Source organism: Stenotrophomonas sp. STEN240 (assembly GCF_056756175.1).
In genome coordinates this window covers 16,862-38,185 of the sequence record NZ_JBRRBO010000022.1, presented here as the reverse complement: position 1 = coordinate 38,185, position 21,324 = coordinate 16,862, and the positions used below count along the sequence as shown (strand labels likewise).

7 protein-coding genes are annotated in these 21,324 nt (G+C 63.7%); 2 read left to right on the top strand and 5 right to left on the bottom strand.

Annotation, left to right across the window (positions count from 1 at the left end):
- Positions 1–365: 365 nt before the first annotated feature.
- The 5 genes from ACVOKO_RS11395 to ACVOKO_RS11375 form a co-directional block, all read right to left on the bottom strand.
- Positions 366–1,385 carry an OmpA family protein gene (locus ACVOKO_RS11395; protein WP_346499024.1) on the bottom strand — a complete coding sequence of 340 codons (1,020 nt, stop codon included), beginning with the start codon at positions 1,383–1,385 and terminating at the stop codon, positions 366–368.
- 10 nt (positions 1,386–1,395) lie between these two features.
- Positions 1,396–4,776, bottom strand: coding sequence for an Ig-like domain-containing protein (locus ACVOKO_RS11390; protein ID WP_346499023.1), 3,381 nt, complete (start codon positions 4,774–4,776; stop codon positions 1,396–1,398).
- A complete protein-coding gene (locus ACVOKO_RS11385) occupies positions 4,773–13,802 on the bottom strand; it encodes an SdrD B-like domain-containing protein (RefSeq protein WP_346499022.1) in 9,030 nt (3,009 codons plus the stop codon). The genes ACVOKO_RS11390 and ACVOKO_RS11385 overlap by 4 nt, the downstream gene beginning before the upstream one ends.
- Positions 13,803–14,132: 330 nt before the next feature.
- Entirely contained in the window at positions 14,133–14,870 is a 738-nt protein-coding gene (locus ACVOKO_RS11380; protein ID WP_346499021.1) for a winged helix-turn-helix domain-containing protein, read from the bottom strand.
- Between the two features lie 147 nt (positions 14,871–15,017).
- Positions 15,018–17,165 carry a S46 family peptidase gene (locus tag ACVOKO_RS11375; protein WP_346499020.1) on the bottom strand — a complete coding sequence of 716 codons (2,148 nt, stop codon included), beginning with the start codon at positions 17,163–17,165 and terminating at the stop codon, positions 15,018–15,020.
- A gap of 139 nt (positions 17,166–17,304) precedes the next feature.
- Here ACVOKO_RS11375 and ACVOKO_RS11370 point away from each other — a divergent pair, with 139 nt between their 5' ends.
- Together ACVOKO_RS11370 and ACVOKO_RS11365 are read left to right on the top strand one after the other, a co-directional pair.
- A complete protein-coding gene (locus ACVOKO_RS11370; RefSeq protein ID WP_346499019.1) occupies positions 17,305–18,993 on the top strand; it encodes an Hsp70 family protein in 1,689 nt (562 codons plus the stop codon).
- Positions 18,990–20,795: a J domain-containing protein gene (locus ACVOKO_RS11365; protein ID WP_346499018.1), complete on the top strand. Its 1,806-nt coding sequence runs from the start codon at positions 18,990–18,992 to the stop codon at positions 20,793–20,795. The genes ACVOKO_RS11370 and ACVOKO_RS11365 overlap by 4 nt, the downstream gene beginning before the upstream one ends.
- The last annotated feature ends 529 nt before the right edge of the window (positions 20,796–21,324 follow it).

Genomic DNA, 21,324 nt, shown 5'->3' with positions numbered 1-21,324 from the left:
CGGGTCAGTGTAGCCATTCCGCTGGTTTGGGGGTTTTTGCCCCCTCCCTTGTAGATTGCGAGCACGCGGAGATCAGGCCGGCTGCGGCTAGGCTCCCTCCCTTGTGCGCAGCACAGGGGAGGGTTGGGGAGGGGTGCTGTTGGCGATGGCAGTTGGTGCGCTTGCCGTTTGGCATGCCCGCATTTTCTGAAGCACAAAGCTTCGAGCTGCGCTCGCCTACCCCTCCCCAACCCTCCACTGCGCCTGCGGCGCAAGGGAGAGGGTAGATTGCGTGCGCGCGGGAATAGCTAGGGCTGACGCCAAGCCCCAAACGAACAACGCCCCGGCATTGCCGGGGCGTTGTTGGTCAACACTTCGCGCTGAATTTACTGCGCCAATTCAAACCGCACTTCCACGCGGCGGTTCGGCAGCAGGCATTCCAGCAGTGCGGCACGCGGCTTGACGCCGTCGCACTGCTGTACCTGCTGGGTGTCACCGCGGTACTCGTAGCGGATCTTGTCAGCCGGCACGCCACGACCCACCAGCAATTCACGCACGGTCTTGGCGCGACGCTCGGACAGGGCCTGGTTGTAGTCGAAGCCATTGCCCTGCATGCGGTCGGCGTGGCCAACCAGGGTGACCCCGGCCAGTTCGCGCTTCTCGTTGCCGATGGTGGCCAAAGCGCGGTCCACGCTCTCCAGCGAGTAGGTGCGGATGTCCTTGTAGCCGTCGCGGTCGAACTCGAACAGCACGTTGGCAATCAACGGGCCTGCCGCTACCGGAACAACCGCCGGGCCAGCCGGATCGACGCCGCACAGACGCGCTGCGGTTTCGGCCTCGTTGACCAGGTCTTCGGCGATCTGGATGTAAGGCTTGGAATGGCGCCACTGCTGCTGGTTGAACTCGTTGCCGGCATGCACCAGCTCCACTTCACCACAGGCCACCTTCTGCGAGGCGCAGGCGAAGCCCGGCGTGCCGTGGATGACCTTAAGGCGCTGCCACAAATCGGCACGCAGGTACTTGGCGTCGTTGACCAGGGCGGTGTCGGTGGGGATCGGCGAGACGCCGTTCTCCATGTCCACGATCAGCTTCTCCGACTCGGTCAGTGCTCCCTGCGGGAAGGCGCTGCGGTCGTTGCGGGTGTATTCGTGGAAGGACACGTCCAGCCAGCACTGCGCCTTGGACAGGTGATAGTCGCGGATCGGGCGACCACCATCGTTGAGCGCCTGGATGCGGCCCTGGGTCGCTTCATACGACTGCAGATCGGCATGGATGGCTTCGTCGCTGATTCGCTTGGCCTGCGGGTTGAGCTGGGTCTGCTGGGCGCCGGCGGTACCGGCGACAGCGAAGACAGCAACAGCCAGCAAGCTGCGCAGCGGACGGTTCTTGGTTTGCATAAAGGTCATGGTGTCGTCCTCAGCGGGCCGGGTCGCGGTAGCGGACCGGGTCCCGGCGGAATAGGTCTTCGTCGAACTTGAAGCGCAGGCGCAGGAAGAAGCCCTGCTGCGTGTACTCGTAGCCATTGAGATCGCTGTCGCCTTCAAAACCGGTCCAGTTGTAACCGGCCGACAGCCACAGGTTCTGCCGCAGCAGGCGGCCCACTTCCATGCCGTAGGCGAACTGGTTGGCGCCGTACTGGCCACGGAAGGTGGAGCCGAGCACGCCGATATCCCAGTTCTCGGTGATGTCGTATACGACACGACCGGAGACCAGCACCGCGTTGAAGCTGCTGTTGACGCGGCTGCCGTCGCCATAGGCGAACTGGTCGCGCTGCCACTTGCCGGCGATGCGACCGGTCAGCCACCACGGCCGCGACGGATGCCAGTCGGCGTGGGTGGAGATGATGTGCGCACGCGTGCGTACATCCTGGCTGCTGCCATCCACCACGTTGCCGTCGAGCAGGGTCAGGCCGCTTTCGTCGCGCTCGAGCTTGTACTCGTAGCGCATCAAGGCGTTGATCCGGTTGCGGTCGGTGTCGCGGTAAGCCAGGCCGATCTGGAAACGATCCTGCAGCACGTCGCCACGTTCTTCGTAGTTGGTTGCCAACAAATAGTTGCGGCCCAACAAGGTCCAATCGCGGCTCAGCTTGCGCGCAACCATGAACTGCAGCAGTGAGGTCTTGAAGGCCTCGTTGCTGTCCGCGGTGCCCGGCACGTCTTCGGAGATGCGGTGTTCGGCACGGATAGCGCCGCGCCACAGCGGGTTGGCGCTGTAATCCAATGCCAATGCCAGGCCGGTGCTGTCACCGGTATCGCCGGCCACCACATTGACGCGTTCGATCGAGCTGCTCAGGCGCAGGCCCTTGGCGATATCCCAGTTGTTGCGGATACCCGAGGCCGCCTGCACATCGCGGCCGCTGATCGCATCACGCAGGCGGTATTCGGAGAATGCCTGGGTGTCGCGGATGTAGCTGCTGTCGATACCGAACACCAGCGCATCGGCCTCGCGGTCGGTGGTGGTGATGCCGTAGGCGCTGGTCAGGCCAGTCTGTTTTTCGTAGCGGCCGTAGATGCGGCTGCGTTCGAACAACTGGTAGTCCATGCCGGCGGCAACGCGGTTGCGGTCTTCACCGCTGACGCTCTGCTCGTACTCGGCGCCACCGCTGAACTTGTCGTTGAAGCGGTAGCCAATACCAACGCGGGCACTGTCCGATTCCAGCTTGGTGCCTACCGGCAGATCGCTGGTCATCGTATCGCCAGCGCCGCCACTGTTGATCACCATCAGGCCGGTGGCCGGGTCCAGCGCCTGCTGGCCGTAGCCCAGCGCGCCGCCGCCCGAGCCGGTGGCAAAGCCGCCGGTCAGGCCGGATAGCTGGCCGTAGCCGGTGTTCGACCACGGCGAGGTGATGCCGATGGTTTCGCGGATGCTGCGCAGGCCGAAGTCCAGGGTCAGGCGTTCGGTGGCACCGATGCGCACACCGGCGCCGCCGGCATCACGCTTGCCGCCGTCCGGGTTGCGGTCTTCGCTGCGCAGGGCTTCAACGTACAGCTCCAGGCGCGGGCCAACGGCGTAGGACATACGGCCGCTGTACTCGCCACGGCCGCCGTACAGCGGCGAGGCCTGGTTGTTGAACTCCGGATCGGTACGCGCACCGAACAGGCGTGCGTCGAACTTGTCACCGTCGTGGGCGAACTCGACGCGCCAAGCGTCGCCTTCAACCTGACCGGTAACGTCCTTCAAACCCTGCGAAGTCACCTGGTTGAGCGAGTTGGTGTTGACCTCGCTCTGGGTACGCGCGAACTCGGCCACCAGCATGGTGTTCTGGCCGAAGCGATAGCCCGCGTTGACACTGCCCATCTTGAACTCGGCATACGGGTTCTGGTCTTCGACCGCCGATGCGCCAACTTCCAGCTTGTCGGTCAGCTTGTACTGGCCGTCCGCACCAATCACCCAGAACTTCTCGGTCTGCTGATCAAGTTCATAGGTGATGCGCAGCGAAACCGGATTCAGATCGCTGTCGAACGAGGGCAGGAACTGGTTGAGCAGGATGCGCCCGGAGAACGGCTCGAAGCTGTAATCCACCAGGCGTGCCAGCGGCTTCACCGTGACGATGCGCGAAGGCTGGTTGCGATCGCGCACGATCATCTCCACGCGCTCGCTGCCTTCCAGCACCGCGTTGTTGCGCAGTGCATACGGGCCGCTGCCCTGGCTGCGGAACTCTTCGATGATCTGCCGCAGCGAGTCTTCGATGGCGAACACATTGGTACGCACGCGCTCACTTTCAAAGTGCCAGCCCAGGCCGGTGGCGGTGCGGTTGTAGGTACTCAGGCTGCGCTGCGGGATCGGGCCGCTGCCGCCAACGCCGCTGGTGGTGGCCAGGGTGTCGCCGGTCTGGAAATCACCGTACAGCAGGTAGCTGCGCTTGTTGTCCACGCGTACGTACAGGCGCTCGGCCGAGCGCGCATCGAAGCCACGCAGCGACGAATCACCGTAGACCGGGTAGAACTCTTCCGGCTGGATGTCGCGCAGCAGGCGGCCGCGCACATCCTTGTCCGAGTCATAGGCGGCGGTGAGCAGGTACTCACCCTTGATCTGCCCCTTGACGAAGAACGCGGTGCGCGCCGAGGCGCTGGCCTTGCCGTTGTTGAACTGCTTCTCCCAGCGACGGATGTCGCGGTCGAAAGCATCGTTGTGCTGCACCGGCGAGATCAGGCTGGCGTTGGACTTGTTGCGGAAGTTCAGCACGCCTTCGATCAAACCGGTGGCGAGCATGTCGCGCATTTCCGGCAGGAAACCAATCGTGCCTTCGGCGGTTTCACCACCGGCAGTAATCCGCAGCAACACATCCTGCGGATCATGCGGGGCGATCAGGTCGAACTCGGCTACGCCGTTCTCGACCTCCAGCTGCACACCCGGCATCACCTTGTCGGCGTCGCTGGCACCCGGGCCGAATTCGTCGGTACGCGAACCCGGCAGGCGGATGCGACCGCCGCTGTTCTCGATGGTGACGAACGACTTGCCAGCCAGCGGCTTGTCGTCGGCGCCGAGCAGATGCACGGTGATGTGCACCGGCGTCTGGCCATCGGCCGGCACGCCATCGCGGTCCACTTCCACCGAGACGCGATCGACACCGGCATTGCGGCTGTAATCGACCTCACCCGAGCGCGCTGCCACTACTTCCGGCGGCGCATCGAGCGTGGTCAGCGAACGCGGATACAGCGTGGTGCTTTCGCCGTTGACCGGCGTGAAGCGGGTGCTGCTGCCCACGTTCTGGGCCAGTACCGGCAGCGAGGCGGTGGCCAGCGCGCAGGCCAGCAGGCTTACGCGCGGCATCTTGCGCAGGGCGATGCGGCTCATGGCTGCACCTCCTGCTGGGCCGCCGCGGACGGCGGGTTGGGTCGCGGTTGCACGATCGGCCTCTGGTTGGACGAGTCCGTGGCCTGCTGCGGCGCACGGGCTGGCTTGCTGTCAAAACGCAGCTGCGACTGCCCGGTTTCGGTTTCCGGTGCACGCACCTCACCCTGGGTACGACGCGCCTTCACCTGCTCCAGCAGCGGGTTGGAGCAGCTGCCCTCGACGAAGTCGGCGCGGTGCAGCTCACCGTTCTTCAGGTCGAGGAACAGGCTGTCGGCATCACCCAGGTTGCGGTTGCTGCTGGTGGTCAGGCGGGCACCCACCGGCAAGGTGGACGGGTCCACCTTCAAGGTGTGGCTCTGCGGGGTCAGGCCGCAATAGCTGTACTTGCCTTCGGAATCGGAAATCATCCAGGTGCCGTTGGAGAAGTACATGCGTACGCCCGGGATGCCCAGCTCTTCGCGGTCCTGCACGTGGTTGTTGTTGCAGTCCACGAAGATCTTGCCCAGCACACAGGCTTCCTCGGTGAACACGCCACCGGTGACACGCACGCGGTACTCGGCGCGGTTGGACGGCACCGAGCCCGGCACCGGCGTCAGCCCGACCGGATCAATACAGCCACCGGTGATCGAGCAGCCATGCGCCTGCGCGCGGTTGACGCCATCACCTTGCTGCGCACCAACGCCGACACGCACGCGGTAGGTCAGCACCAGCTGGCCACCCACATCGATCGGCCCCAGGTTGAAGCCCAGGCGCGGGCCCGGCTTGCCCAGCGGGTTGTCCACCGCACGCCCACCGACACGGCCGGTGCCGTCGATATAGGTGAAGCCACGCGGCAGCGTGTCGACGATGTTGACCGTGGCCAGCGCACTGCCGGCGGTCTGCCGCACGGTGATGGTGTACTGCACGGTGTCACCGATTTCAGCGGTCTGGCGGTCACCGGTCTTGGTGATGACCAGACCGGTGGCTTCGGCGGTATCCAGCGGGATGTGGTTGTGCACGATGCCGGCAGTAGCCGAACCTGCAAACAGGGTCAGCCAGTACTGGGTAGGCGTGCCCACCGCACCGGTCGGCGCATTGGCCTGCGGCTGCACCAGATGGCTGGTGCCGGCTGCACCGGCCGGGGACAGCGAACCGTCCTGGGCCGGGATCATCGACGACACGAACTGGTAGCCACCCGGCGGCGTCACCGTCAGGCGCAACTCACAGCGTGCCGGCGCGGCCGGGCCAAACATGAACTGGTAGTAGCCGCTGTTGCCCACCGTCATCGAAATCGCATTGCCCTCGATGCGGTAGCCGCCGGCCATGGCATTGAGCACTGCGGTCTTCGGGTCGTAGCCATTGCACACGCCAACCGGCGACAAGGTCACGATCGAACCCGGCACCGGATCACGGGTGACGGCGTCATAGACCACGCCCGACGGATCCACCGGCAAGCTCTGCTGCGGCATATGCATGCCGGCCTCAAGCACAACCTGCAGCTGGCTGGCGCCGTTCTCGCTGATACGACAAGCCGAGGCGGTGCTGCCGCTGATGGCCTTGTCGGCGTCACAGGACACATTGATGCCAGCAGCGGTTTCCTTGTTGACCGGCCAGGCCCACAACACACCGGACATCGGATCGCGGAACTGGATGTTCCACTTCTGGCCAGGCACCACGTCGCCAAAGCGGTAGCTGCCATCGGCTGCAGTGGTGGTGCTCTTGCTCACCGCACCGGTGGCCGTGTCGACCAGCTCTACGACCCACGACTGCAGGCGCTCGTCACCGCCGTCCAACAAGGTGTCTTCGCTACCAATGTCGAACCACACGGTGCCGCCAACCGACGCCGACAGCTGCACCTGGTTGGGCACGCGGCAGGCGTTCTGGCTGATGGCGACATCGCACACCGGCAGCGTGCTGACGTCACCTTCGAAGTTGTTGCGCTCGGTGGTGGTCGGGGTACGGAACTCGTTCTCGCCGCCGCCCTCGATCAATACCGCATTATTGACAGTGCCGGCCTGCGCCGCTTCGGCCGCAACATTGGCCTTGACGGTGATGTCCGACAGCGAGGTCGCGCCAGCATTCACCACTTCCGAACTGCGGCATTCAAAGCGGGCATCGCCCACTGCACCGCTGCAGGTCCAGCCGTTGCCGGCCGGGACTTCTGCCAGGCTCAGGCCAACCGGCAGACGATCCTTGACGATGTACTCGCCGAAGGACGGCTTCTGCCCGCCGTTGCGCACGCGGATGGTGTACGTGGCGACGTTGTTGACGGTGAACTTCACCGTGCTGGACGACTTGCTCACCAGCATGTCCGGCGAATCGCCGATCTCGCCGAAGTTGTTGTCGATGGACTTGGCGCCGATGGTCAGCTTGATCGCGCTGATCTTCGACGGCACGGTCGCCTTGTCGGTGGCAGTGCCTACGCGCTGCCCGCCGATGGAGCCCGGCGTGGTGAAGCCATTGAGCGTTGCCGGCGGCTGGGTCGGCTCGGTCACCTCGTAGGTGCCCGGACGCAGGCCATCAAAGCTGTAGGCGCCGTTCTTGTCGGTCTTCAGCGTCAGGTTGACCACTACGCCCATGTCATCGACGCCGGTCAGCACTACATCGACATTGGCGTAACCCACTTCTTCGGGTTCGATGACGCCGTTGTCGTTGCTGTCGTTGTAGACGCGTCCGCTGATGCTGCCGGACGGCAGCTCGGCAAAGTTGTTGTCCACCGAGTGCGTGGTCACGCCAAGCGTGATCGTGCTGATCACCGATGCCGGATCACCCTGCTTGCCAGCGGTTCCGCCGGTGCTGCCGGGCACGGTCTTGCCGTCCACGGTATTGGCGGGCTGGGTCGGCTCGGTAATGGTGTAGTCGCCCGGCGGCAGGCCGGTAAAGGCATAGCTGCCGTCCGGATTGGTGGTCACCGTTTCGCTGATCTTGGTGCCGTCAGTGGCGGTGCCTTCCAGCGTTACCGTCACCCCACCCAGGCCGTTTTCACCGGAGCCGACGATGCCGTCATCGTTTGTGTCCAGCCACACCTTGCCGCTGATGCTGCTGTCGCGCGGCGTTTCACCGAACAGGTTGGCGATGGACGCGCTGCCAGGCACGGTCAGGTCGATGGCCGAAATGGCGCTGGGCAGCGTGGTCACCGGGGTTGCGGTGCCGGATGCGATGTTCGATACCGTGCCGGCCGTGGTGATGCCGTTGGCGGTACCGGTCGGCTGGTTCGGCTCGGTCAGTACATAGGTACCCGGACGCAGGCCTTCAAACAGGAAGGTGCCGCCATTGGCGGTGTTTACCGGGACCACCATCGTGGTGGTGACCGTGCCCAGATCGTCCACGCCGGTCAGCTGGATCAGTACGCCGTCCAGCCCGACTTCGGCAGCACCGCTCATGGCGCCGTCGTTGTTGACGTCCATGAACACCGTACCGGCCACGGAAACCGGCAGGATTTCGCCGAAGTTGTTGTCCGGCGAAGAACCACCGGCCACGATGGCAATGCCGGTGATGGCCGAGGGCACTACGCTCTTGCTGGTTGCAAGGCCTGCGGTACCACCGGTGCTGACGGAGCCGGCATTGGTCGCACCGTTCAAGGTGGTTGCGGTGTTGTACAGCGGCTGGGTCTGCTCGGTGACCGCGTAGGTGCCATTGGGCAGGTCGCGGAACACGTACTTGCCGGCAACGGTCTGCTGCGCGGCTACTACTTCGCCAAACACGTTCAAGGTGCCGGCGCCCAGGCTCACGCTTACGCCGTTGAGGTCCGCGTCGGTCGGGCTGTAGGTGCCATCGTTGGCGGCGTCCAGATAGATGCGGCCACTGATGTTGCCGGCGATCTCGCCGAAGTTCTGCGCCAGCAGACCGGTTGCTGGCACTGGGATCGTATTGATCACATTGCCGTTGGCTTCCTTGCCGCTGAGCAGAGCGGCCGGCTGGGTCTGGCGGATCACATACCTCGCACCAGCGACGACCTTGCCTGCAGCCTCGTTGAAGTCGACGAAGCCATAAGCGCCGCTGGTTGCATCGGTCGTTGTCGTGGCCAGCAAGGTGGTACCGGTAGCGTCATACAAGGCAATGGCGACACCACCCAGCCCGCGATCCACGCCACTGTCGTAAGTGCCGTTACCGTCATACAGGCCCGTGCCCGTAGGATCTTCGCGATCCACATAGACAACACCGGCAACCGAGGCCACCTGCGCCTCACCGAAGTTGAACTCGGTGCCGCTGCCTGCCACCAACTTGATGTTGTCGATGCGCGAGGTATTGGGTGCAACCGTCTGGGTGCTGCAGGTCGTGCACAGCACGCCGCCGATCTTGCCTGGGTTGATCGCGGTCGGCAGATCCTGGTAGCCGGCCGGCAACAGCTCGCGCAGGCTATAGGTCAGGCCGGGGTGCAGCTCGGTGAATTCGTAGTAGCCAGATGTATTGGTTGTCTGCGTACCGATCTTGTTGCCGGTCGCGTCCAGCAGATCGACCGTGGCCGAGCTGATGGCCGGGTCGCTGCCATCGCGCACGTTGTTCAAGCCGATATCCGCATAGACATAGCCGGACAGTGTCACCGCCTGCACTTTCGGGAAGTTGTAATTGATTGCCGTGGCACCCTTGGTACCGATGGTGCCATGGTTTGCCACCACGCCCGGGGTAACCACGGCTACATACGTGGAATCCACTGCAGCCAGGTACGAGCCGGGGTTGAAGGTTGCCGAATCGTTGCCGGCGGTCGGCGGCGCTACCAGGCCATTGCTGTAACCGGCCACGTGACTCTGGGTGACGGTGTAACCGGCTTCATCGGAGGGCGGCAGGTTGTCGAAGCGGTATGCGCCATCATTCGTGGTGGTCAGCGTACGGGTTACGGTTGCGCCGTTGAAATCCTTGCCGCTCAGGGTGATGGTGACGTTGTTGATGCCCGTCTCAGCGCCCTGCTTGATGCCGTCACTGGCGCCACCATTGCTGTCCACGAACACGTAGCCGGCAATCGACAGGTTGACCACGTCCAACGGAACGGTGGTGGTGTCGTTGACCGGGTTCGGATCGATCTGCTCGGTGGTCACCTTGGCGGTGTTGTTCGAGGTGCCCAGCGGCGCGGTGCTCCCTGGCGGCAACGCGTCCCAGCGGGACGGCACGATGATGCGCACGGTGCCGAGGTTGCCGCTGGCAAAGGTCACATCACCGACTTCACAGGTGATGGTGCGCGAGGCCAGCGTGCAGAGGCCGCTGCCGTTCGGCGTGGCACCGGTGAATGCCGGGCCGATTTTCTGCCAACTGATCTCCCCCGGCTCGGTGACCACCACACCCGCAGGCAAGGTATCAACGATGACCGTGCCACCGCCGCCGCCTGCCTGCGCGCGATTACGGGCAAGGCTTTGCCCGGAACCATGGTTGGTGGCGGTCAGCACGTACCAGAAATCCTGCTTGATGCTGACCACGCCAACGTCGGATGGCAATGCCACGCTCGGATCAAGGCTGGGCTCGGTGGTGACCATGGTCTTGACCACGCCCATATCCGCGGTCATGTACAGCGTGGTGGTTTCGGTGACGTCGTTGTTGCCAGCCTGCGGATCGAGCTCCGAAGAGCTGACCACCACCTGATTGTTCACCGTATCGCCGCTGGCGCCCGGCTCGGTTTCATAGAGGTAGCGCAGGTAAACATACGACTTGTTCTGGCCGGTGGTCGAGGAGATCACGCCTGGGGCGTTGTTTGCGCCGTACCCGGCACCCGGCAAGGTGCAGAGCACGTACAGCTTCGCGGTCTTTGCCGCATTGCCGGTCACGGTCGAGGGGCCCTGTACCGCACAAAGCGTCGAGCCGTAGTCATTGTCGTTGTGGGACAAGACCGCAGATGCACCAATGAAGCGGACGGTCTTGCCTTCCGGCGGTGTCAGCCAATCCTCGGCGACGGCGTTGGTAGCGATGGACGGGCCACCATTGGTGACCTCCAACATGTAGGTCAGGACATTCTTCGCCGGCTGGGTGCCGTCGTAGCCGATCGGGTCCTTGAACGTGTCGAACACGTCCTTCTTCTGTACCGCCAGGTCGGCCTCGCCCTGCTTGAAAGTGAGCTGGGCATCCTTGGTGTCGTCACTGACATTGGTGTTGCTGTTGTAGATGAAATCACCATTGGCATCGCTGCCGTGGTAATCGGCACCGGTTCCGGTAGTGATGGTGAAATTGCCGGTATTGTCGAAATAGCGACCGGTATTGCCGCTGTTGACGTTGGGGCGGATGGTGATATTGAGTGTCTGCGCGCTGCCAGCAGTGAAATCGGCCGCAGGACATGCAACCGTCAAGGTCTGCACCGCGGCGGGGTCGCTGTTGGAGTAGGACATACCGCCCTGCCCCTGCACCGCGACAATGCCAGCGTCCCGGCTGTCCACGGCGCAGGTTGCGCCGCCAGCCGTCTTGGCATCGATCAGCACGAAGCCTGCGTCGCCCGCGAGCAGCTTGAAGGTGTCGCGCATGACCACGCCCGGCACTGCCGAGGGGCCGTCATTCTTGTATTCAACGCGATAGACCGAGTTGACACCGGCCTGGCCGGCGGTAGCACCGGTGGTGATGCTCTTGCTCTGCGTCTGCATGTTCGCGTAGCGCTCGGCACTGACCCAGTCGCTGGCGTAGTTGTCCGTCCAGTCGCCTTCACCCAAGGAGTTGGGCTGGGCACCGTCGATGCCGACACCCACCGTATTGCAATGGAAGTGCGGTTGGTTCGTTGCAACCGGCGGCGCGTTCGGGCACGCGGTGACCTTGCCGACGCTGTCGACAAGGAAGCCCGGCGAGACGCCATCGGTATGGGTCAGCTTGATGGTGATCGTGTTGACGGCACCACTTGCCATGACCGTCGCTTTGGAACGGCAGATGACGGTTTCCGCCACCGTGCAGTCCCAATTTTCAGTGTTGGTCACCGTCGCCTTGGTGAAGCTCGACCAACCAGGGATCTTGTCGTTCACCACCACGCCGGCGGTGGCATCGCCGGTGTTGGTGACCGTGATGATGTAGCTCATCTCGGTGTCGGTAACCTTCAACACACGGTCGCCAGCAGTCGGGGCGCGGGTTTCCTTGCTCACCTTCAGATTGGCCACGCCCTGGGTGACTGCAACACCATCACCATTGGCACAGTCGTTGGCAGTGACCTTGTCAGCGTTCACGCCCGTGCTGGTGGTCGGTTCATTGGCGATCGCTGAACCAACATAGCCGTTCGGCATGGTGCCGCCGGTGCAGGCATTGTTGACCAGTAGAGCGCCGGCACCGCCTGTCGGCAGCTCCCGCGCACGGGTGATCAGTTCCAGGGACTGCGTCTGCCCAAGCTTGAACGGATAGGCAGCAGCCTTCAGCGTACAGGTCACCAACTGGCGGACGCCGCTGCTCCACGCCGCAGGCACGGCGGTACAGTCGAAGTTGCCGTTGCGGACACCCTTGAACTCTTCGCCTTCAGCGAGCAGCTCCTGGATCTCGGCGTTGCCGATAACATCGGCTGGTCCATTGTTGTGCAGCGTCAACCGCGACAGCATGTCGCTGGCCACGGTATTGCCTGCAGGCACCTTGTTCGGTGCCAGCTCGGGATCGGTCAACGATTGCAGGTTGACCTTGCTCTTGCCCAGCGCGAGGTCGGCACCATCGGCCAGCACCGAGACGGTGGCGCTGTCGCTGTCATTGGTGGTAACCGGGTCTTCAAGCAGAGCCGAATCCACCGTTGCCGACGCGGTGTAATCGCCGGGCGTGGTCGGCGCCGTGGTGTTGATGGTGATCACTTCACCGGTGTTGGACTTGCTGAAGCCTGGCTGGCGGGTGCAGGTGAAGAGCACCGGGTCGGCACCGGCCACATCGGGGACGCATGCCCAGCCAGGTGCCTGGCTGACATCCGCGCCGTTCCACGGCATGCCTGCAGGCAGGCTGCCCTTGATGACGGCATCGTTGACCGTCTCCGGCCCCTTGTTGGTGACGGTGATCTTCAGATCCAGCGGCTGGTCCGTGGTGGCTGGACTCTTGCTCCACGCAATATCCACGCCCAGATCCGCGCCGGGCCTGACGCGGGTGTCAGCCTGGGCGGCGTTGTTGTTCGGCTGCGTATCGATGGTGCCGACCGAGGTGACCAGCGCGTGGTTGGTGACATCACCGGCCGAGATGTCGGCCTTTGCCTTGAAGCTGAAAGTGGTGGTGGCATTTGCCGCCAAGCCAGTGGCATGGGTGGCGGTGGTGGTGGCGGCATTCCAGGCCCACCCCGCTCCCTGGAAACTGCCCGCGACCACGGTGAAGCCGGACGGCAGCGAATCGGCAACATTGAAGTTGCTTGCCGGGCCCGGCCCCTTGTTGGTGACGGTCAACGTGTAAGTGACTTCGCCGCCACCAATGACACTGCCGGGTGCCGCCGGGTTGCTGGTCTTGACCAGCTCCAGATCGGCGGAGTCGGTCAGCGTGGTGTTGTCGGTCAGCTTGTTGTTGCTGATATTGCTGTCGCCCTGGAAGAACGGGTGCGTCGCCGGATCCAGCGCCTGCACACTTTCATTGAGCGTCGGCGCCTGGCTGGCCAGGCCCACCGCGCCATGCACATTGACAACCGACTTGACCATGCCGCTGGTGGCCATCTTCAGCTGGAATGCCTCGGTGCCCAGTGCAGGCAACGAGGTAAACGTGCAGACGATGCGCAACGCGCCGGAGCTTGCTGTCTGGCTGCTGCAGTTGGATGGGATTTCGTAGACCGTCATGCCCGGCGCCATGTCGAAGACCGCCGCAATGTCCGAAACAGCACTGGCCTCGATGTTGGCGACCACCGCGTCATAGACCACGATGCCGCCCAGCGGCGTCAGGTTGCTGCCCTCATTGGTACCGGACGGGTCGCCATTGGCCATCAGCCAGGGGCTGGTCGAATCCTGGAACGAGGACAGGCCGACGTTGTACGCCTGCGCCGCAGGTGCCGCTGCCATCAAACCGGCCATCAACCCCAATGCCGCCAACCCGCGCAGGCCACCGTGGTACGCCTTCCGCAGCCAACTCCGTGGCGGACGGCCCGCTGTGGGCACACCGGAAGAGTGGCTGACGTCCCTGTCCTGCTTGAAATGCTTGTTCACCGTGCAAACCTCGTGCAAACGCTGCGCGCACAGGCCGCCAGATGGCAGCCCGGGGAAAATTCGTGTGGTCAGACAGTTCGCCCCAAAACGAACTGCCAAGTCGGCACCGTGGGGGTGCCCGTGTTGGCGGCGATTCTTACGGCGCGCCCGGGCGTATTCAGTTCCGTTGAATGACGGAAAATCTCACTTGCTTTCGTAACGGACTTGATGCATTGCGCATCACATCCCTATCACGTTGATTTCACGTGGGTTTTACGCATGGCGCCTCTCACAAATGTGAACAGGCGCATCTTCAAGTCAGTGAATCGACCCTGAATCTAAAACTGTGAACTAGACCGTCAAACGGTAACCGGCACCCCGAACTGCGCGGACCGGGAGGGTACAGCCGGTGGCTGCCTGCACGCGGTTGCGCAGGCGGTGCACCAGCACCTCGATCCGGTGCGGATCGAAGCTCCAGGGCTGGTCGGTGAGGGCGGCGATCAGGCGCTCGCGGGCCACGGTTTCGGCCGGCGAGGAGAACAGCAAAGTGAGAAATGCGCGTTCGGCCTCGGTCAGCGCCAGCACCTGTGCATTGGGCCCACGCAGGTCCCAGCCATCGGATTCCAGCGACCAACTGCCGTTGTCGTTGCCGGAAGCCAGGTTTTCCACCAGCTGCGCGGCTTCACCGGGCAGGCGCCGGCGCAGGCTATACAGCTTGGCCGCCAGGAATTCGGGTTCCGGCCGGTGCGGCAGGCAGGCGTCGGCGCCAGCCCACAGGCCTTCGGCAATCAGCTGCGGGGTGAGCGGGTCCACCAGCAGCACCACGCCCAGGTCATCACGGCGGCGCAGGTGTTCGACGGTTTCGACCATGCCTGTGCGGACCCGCGTGGTATCGATCACGACGATGTCGCAGGGGACGATCACCAGCTCGCGGTACAGCGCCTCAACGCTGTCCAGGGCCTGGATCTGGGCACCGTAGGGCAACAGCGGCTGTAGCAGTTCCAGGTTGCCGACAATCCAGATACGTAACGGCGCCAAGGCCATGGGATTGGCCGCGCCAATGGGCGCCAAGTTCAGATCCGATGCCACACACTCTCCCTGTCGGGCCTAAGGAAACAGCCCACGTATATCTGGGATTTTAGCCTAGCGTAATGTCAGTTACCGCTGAAACAGGGTACATGCGGTTTTATGAATGAAAAAAGGGCGGCACTTGCGCGCCGCCCTGCCCCGTGCCGCTTACTCCGCCGGCACGCCCATTTCCTGCAGCAGCGCCGGCGCCGGGTACACCTTGGCCAGCAGCCAGCGCAGATAGCGCATGTCCACGTGTACCGCACGCTTGTAGCGCGGGTCGAACCACCAGCTGGCGCTGACCGATTCCCAGTTGGAATCGAAGTTCAGGCCAATCAGCTCGCCCTTGGCGTTGAGCACCGGCGAGCCGGAGTTGCCGCCGGTGGTATCCAGGTTGGTCAGGAAGTTGACCGTCTGGGTCTTCAGCACTGGATCGGCGGTGCTGCCGAAGTCACCCTTGGCGATCGCCGCCAGCAGCGGCTTGGGCGCGTCGAACGGCACCGTATTGGTGTTCTTCTCGACAATGCCGGCCACGGTGGTGACCGGCGCGTAGCTGACCGCATCACGCGGCTGCAGCGCTTCGACCTTGCCGTAGCTGATGCGCAGGGTGCTGTTGGCGTCCGGGTATACCGCCCTGCCCTGCGATGCGCGCCAGGCGAACAAAGCCTGCATGTAGGACGGGCGCAGGCGCAGCTGTTCGCCTTCGCGTTCCTTGCCCTTGGCCTCGGCCGCAATCTGCGCCTGGACCAGCATCGCTGCAGCCTGCATCAACGGGTCCGCAGCCGCCGCCTGGCCTTGCCGTGCGGCGGCGAAGCGCGACAGGCGTGCCTCTTCGGTGCCAAGGCCGGTGCCCTTGTACAGTGCCTCCAGGCGCTGGGTCAGCTGTTGCGGCGTGCGCCCAAAAACATCGTCGTAGCCAGGCTCGCGCTGGTCATCGGGCAGCTGCTGGTAACGCAGCATCAATGCGCTGATCAACGCCTTTTCGGTGGCCGGATCGTAGCGGCGCTGCACCTGCTTGAGCACACCTTCGATCAAGGCATGATCGCGCTGCTGGTAGCCGCTCTCGCGTTGTGCGTCGGGCTTGGCCGACTCGATGCGCAGGCGCTCAAGCAGCAGTGCCGAACGCAGCAGCTGGGTCTGGCCCGACAAGGTGCTGAGCAGGAACTCGCTGGCGCCGGCCTGCTGCCCGGCCGCCAACGACGCGAACAGCGCATCGATATCGGCCTTGTACTTGCCATCGGCACTGGCCAGCATCGCCTGCTCGTCCTGCGCACGCTGACTCTTGGCGTCGCTGCGCAGCAGGCCTTCGAGTTCACCGGCAGCACGCTTGCGGTTGTTCTTCAGCGACTGCAGCTGCGAGGCATAACGGGTGCGCGCATCGGCATTGGTCTTGCCCTGCGCTTCGATGACATCGATCAGCTGTTGGAACACCTCGACGCGCCGCGGCAGCACGGTATCGATCTGGTTGGCGAACTCGTCAGCAGTGCGCAGGCGATAGGTGGTGCCCGGGTAACCGGCCAGCATCGCGTAATCGCCTTCCTTCGGGCCGTCCAGCGCCATCTTCAGGTGTGCCGGCGGCTGGTAGGGCACATTGTCCTTGCTGTACGGCGCCGGCTTGCCATCCTTGCCTACGTAGGCACGCAGCAAGGTGAAATCGCCGGTGTGACGTGGCCACATGAAATTGTCGATTTCATCGCCGTAGTTGCCGATAGCACGCGGCGGTGCATAGACCAGACGGATGTCGGTCAGCTCCAACTGGCGGATGCAGTAGAAATCGCTGCCGTAGTACATATTGGCTACCGAGCAGCGCACCCGGCCTTCCACTTCGCAGTCGGCAACAATGCGCTTGCGCGCGCTTTCCACCGCGTCGAAATACGCGCGCCCGGTCTTGCCGCGTGCGTCCTTGAGTACCTCATCGGTGACCTTGTCGAAGCCCACCGTCACCAGCACCCGGTAATCCGGATTGGCGGCGCGCTCGTCGTCGCGGCCCTGGGCGATGAAGCCCTCATCGATGATGTTGTGCTCCTTGCTGGCGTTGTACTGGATGACGCCATAGGCCACGTGATGATTGGTCAACAGCAGGCCGTCGTCGGAGACGAACGAACCGGTGCCGCCGCCAACGCGCACCACTGCGCTCAACGGCGGCGCGGTGACATCGGCCAACTGCCTGGGGTCGCCCTTGAAGCCGGCGTCCTTCAGCGTCTTGGCCAGCTCAGGCAACTGCGTCGGCATCCACATGCCTTCGTTGGCGTGGGCGGCAACAGCGGCCAGGCTCATGCCCAGCGCCAGCGCGGCGGTAAGCGGTTTACGCGTCATCGGATCTCCAGCGGATTACAGAACAGCCGCCGACAGTAGCCGTGCAAGCGCAGGCCAGCAACCTCAAAACACCTGAATGTGGCTCCAGGGCCTGCGCTTGCCTACAATTCTTCTCTTAATCAGGACAGGGCAGTCAGGGATGATCGTTGGTATAGATCTGGGCACCACACATTCGTCCATCGGCATGCACACTGCCGATGGCCCGGCACTCTTCCCCAATCCGCACGGACAGGTGCTGACGCCCTCGGTGGTCAGTGTCGCCGATGGCGCGGTGCTGGTCGGCCAGGCCGCGCGTGATCGGCTGGTCAGCCATCCCGGTGAAAGTGTTGCCCACTTCAAGCGCTGGATGGGCACCGAGCGCGAAACGCGGCTGGGCGCACACCGCTTCCGCCCGGAAGAATTGTCCGCACTGGTGCTGCGCTCGCTGCTGGCCGATGCCGAAGCCGCACTCGGGCACAAGGTCGAGGAAGCGGTGATCAGCGTGCCGGCCTATTTCTCCGATGCCCAGCGCAAGGCCACCCGTGCGGCCGGCCAACTGGCCGGCATCCGCGTCGAGCGCCTGATCAACGAACCCACCGCCGCCGCCCTGGCCTATGGCCTGCAGCAGCGCGACGAAGAGGGCCGCATCCTGGTGCTGGACCTGGGCGGCGGTACCTTCGACGTGTCGGTGCTGGAACTGTTCGACGGCATCGTCGAAGTGCATGCCAGCGCAGGTGACAACTTCCTCGGCGGTGAGGATTTTCTGGAGGTGCTGGTCAATGCGTTCCACACCGAGCTCAAGCTCGCTCCTGCTTCGGTAACCGCTGCCGAGCGTGCGCAGCTGGTGCGCCGTCTGGAGCAATTCAAGCGTGAACTCAGCCAGCAAACACACGCCAGTGTTGAAGTGAACATAGGTGGCAAGGACCTGGGCTGGACGCTGGAAGAGTCGCGCTACGAACAGCTGTGCGCTCCGCTGCTGCAACGCATGCGTACACCGATCGAACGCGCCATTCGCGATGCCCGTCTCAAGCCGGACGCGCTGGACAACATCATCCTGGTCGGAGGCGCGGTGCGCATGCCGATGATCAGTCGTCTGGTCGCACGCATGTTCGGGCGTCTACCGCTGCGACACATCCATCCTGACCACGCGATCGCCTTGGGAGCCGCGGTAGCCGGCGGACTGAAAGCCCGTGACCAGAGCCTGCAGGAAATCGTGCTTACCGATGTCTGCCCTTACACACTGGGGACCCAGGTATCGAGGCAAGGCCCGGATGGTCAGATGCACCCGGGTTACTTCCACCCCATCATCCAACGCAACAGCGTGGTTCCGGTCAGCCGCGAGGACAGCTTCCACCCTGCCAATCCGCAGCAGAATCACATCCTGATCGATATCTACCAGGGCGAGAGCCCGATGGTGGACAAGAACATCAAACTGGGGGAGTTGCGCGTACCACTCTCCACCCGCGCGACCGATGCTGATCGCAGTGTTACTGCCCGTTTCACCTACGATATGAACGGCCTGCTGCAGGTCGAAGTGACCGAGAACTCAAGCAACGCACGCCATGAGCTGATCCTGGAGCGCAACCCGGGCTTGCTGTCAGCGGAAGATATCCGCGAACGACTGCAGAACCTGCAATCACTGAAAATCCACCCTCGTGACCAGCAGCTCAACCTTGCGGTACTTGCGCGTGCCGAGCGCCTCTATGAGGAAAGCATCGATGACCGCGAGCGCCTGCAGCGTTGGCTCGCGCACTTCCGGCAGGTGCTGGAGAGCCAGGATACGCGACTGGTCGATCAGCAACGAAGCGAGCTGGATGAGGCATTGGATGCATTGGAACGCTCACTGTGAACTGGGCCTACGCGCTGTTGGAGCTGGCGCCCGATGCGGATGAGCGCACGGTCAAGCGTGCATATGCGAAGCGGCTGCGTATCACTCGTCCGGATGATGATCCCGAGGCGTTCCAGCAACTGCACGAGGCTTACAAATCAGCACTGGAATGGGCTCAGTACCGAGTGCTATGGGAGGAGGAAGAGGCCGCGCAGGACGATCCTACGCAGAGCCAAGCTCCACTGGCCGACGCCGCGGATGAGCCGGATGCTCGGTTCGCATCCGCAAATTTGATGCCGGGCACCGAATTCTCCAGCAGCGAGAGCACCGCGTTCGGCGAGCTGCATGATCCAGTGCAACTCACAGGTAGCAACTTCCCGGCACTGCGGGAAGTCAGCACCGAGGCTGATCCGGGGCCTCATGTTCTGACTGTGGCACCTGCAACTACGGACAATCCGACAGCGAACTCACAGCTGCCGGCGATCCCTGCCGTTGCAGCATTCAGCGAGCTTCGTGATCCAGTACAACTCACCGGCAGCGACACCCAGACGCTGCCGGAAGTCAGCACCGACGCTGAACCGGCCCCCGGTCCGTCGGCTGGCACTCCTGCCACCGGCGTGGACAGCACGGTAGCTGGCGTGCAGATGCCGGACCTCCCGATCATCGCGCCGTTGCTCGATACCGATGCAATGATCCAGCTCATCCTCGGCCAAGCGTTCCTCACCGAGGCTGGCCGTTTTGAAGCTTGGCTGCAGAACAGGCCGGAGCTGTGGTCGTTGCTGGAAAAGCCGCGTGTCGGCGTATTGCTGGCTATGCACCTGTTCAATCACGATGCGCCCATTCGGAATGAAAGCTTCGACGTACTGATCCGTTTTTTTCGTTGGGATGAAGTGGATAACGGGGTTGATCCGGTCCGCATCCAACAATGCCGCCAACGCCTGCATCGCAACTGGATGCTGCAACCCGCCGGGGCAAGTGATCTGGCCCGGCATCTGCGCGGCTACGGCAGGCACGTCACCGCCGCTGACGCCAAGCGGGAACTGCAGCGCCTGACCCGCCCCTGGCAGCCCTGGCAGGCCTTGTGGTCGGCGGTTCCCCCTTGGCGCACGGTGCAGGTCAACCGTCTGCTGGAACGCCTTGGTGTTGCAGGCGACGGCAACGTCCCCGCGCCGCTGCAGCCCGCGCAGGTAGCGTTCTGGTCCTCGCTCAGCGATTACAGCAAGCCGGCCGGCCCGCGCATGCAACTGGCGCTGCTGCAAGGCTTGCTGCTCGGCGTGGGCTTCCTGCTTTTGGTGCTGCTGGGTTGGGCCCTGCTGGGCCTTCGCGCGCCGGCAGACAGCAACATGGCAAGGCTACCTGGCGCCTTGCGCGCAGGCGCTTACGGCGGCGGCATCTTGTTGGCCGCGCGTGCACTCATCCCTTGCTGGTTGGAGATGATGCGCTGGATTTCCGCTGACGAGCACCCGCGACCTGGCTACGCAGTCCTGCATCGCTGGTTGATCCCGATACTTGGCGTAAGCAGCGTGCTGCTCATCCATCTGGCACACGCGCGCCTGGCCGGCAGCGTGCTGGCATGGCTGACGCTGATGCTGGCAGCCTGGCGCCACTGGCGACGCGGCCGCCACGTGTACCGTTGGAAGATGCCCTTGACTATCTGGTTCCTGGCGATCGTGCTGATGGGCGGTATCACCGTTCAACTGCTGATGTTCCTGCTGGCCTTTGGGGAACTGGTCGCGGGATTGGCGCTGGTGTTCTGGCTCCGGGATAGCTGGCTGCGCTTGTGGCGACGCGGATCACGCAACAACGCAACCGCAATGCACTGAAGCCCTGCTGTAGGAGCGGCGTAAGCCGCGAAGCTACTGCTGCGTCAGTTTGCGATGGAGCCCGCCTTCGGCCACTGCAATGCATTACCGGCTACGGACGCAAGCCCGGTTTCGCGGCTTACGACGCTCCTACAAGAATGGGGTTGCAAGCAACTTGCGTGCAGCCGGCGCAAGCTTCTTGTGGAAGTTGTGGGAGCGGCGTAAGCCGCGAAGCTACTGCTGCGTCAGTTTGCGATGGAGCCTGCTTTCGGCCACTGCAATGCGTTACCGGCTGCGGACGCAAGCCCGGTTTCGCGGCTTACGCCGCTCCCACAAGGTGCACACGGGATTGCTATCAGCTTGCGTGTTGCCGGCGCCTGCCTGCTGTGGGAGCTGTGGGAGCGGCGTGAGCCGCGAAGCCACCGAAGTGTGGCTTCGCGGCGAAGCGTCTTCGGCCGGTGCTATGCGCCAAAGGCTGCGGAGGGAGTGCTGGTTTCGCGGCTTACGCCGCTCCTACAAGGTGCACACATTGCAGCTCGCCCAACCCGCG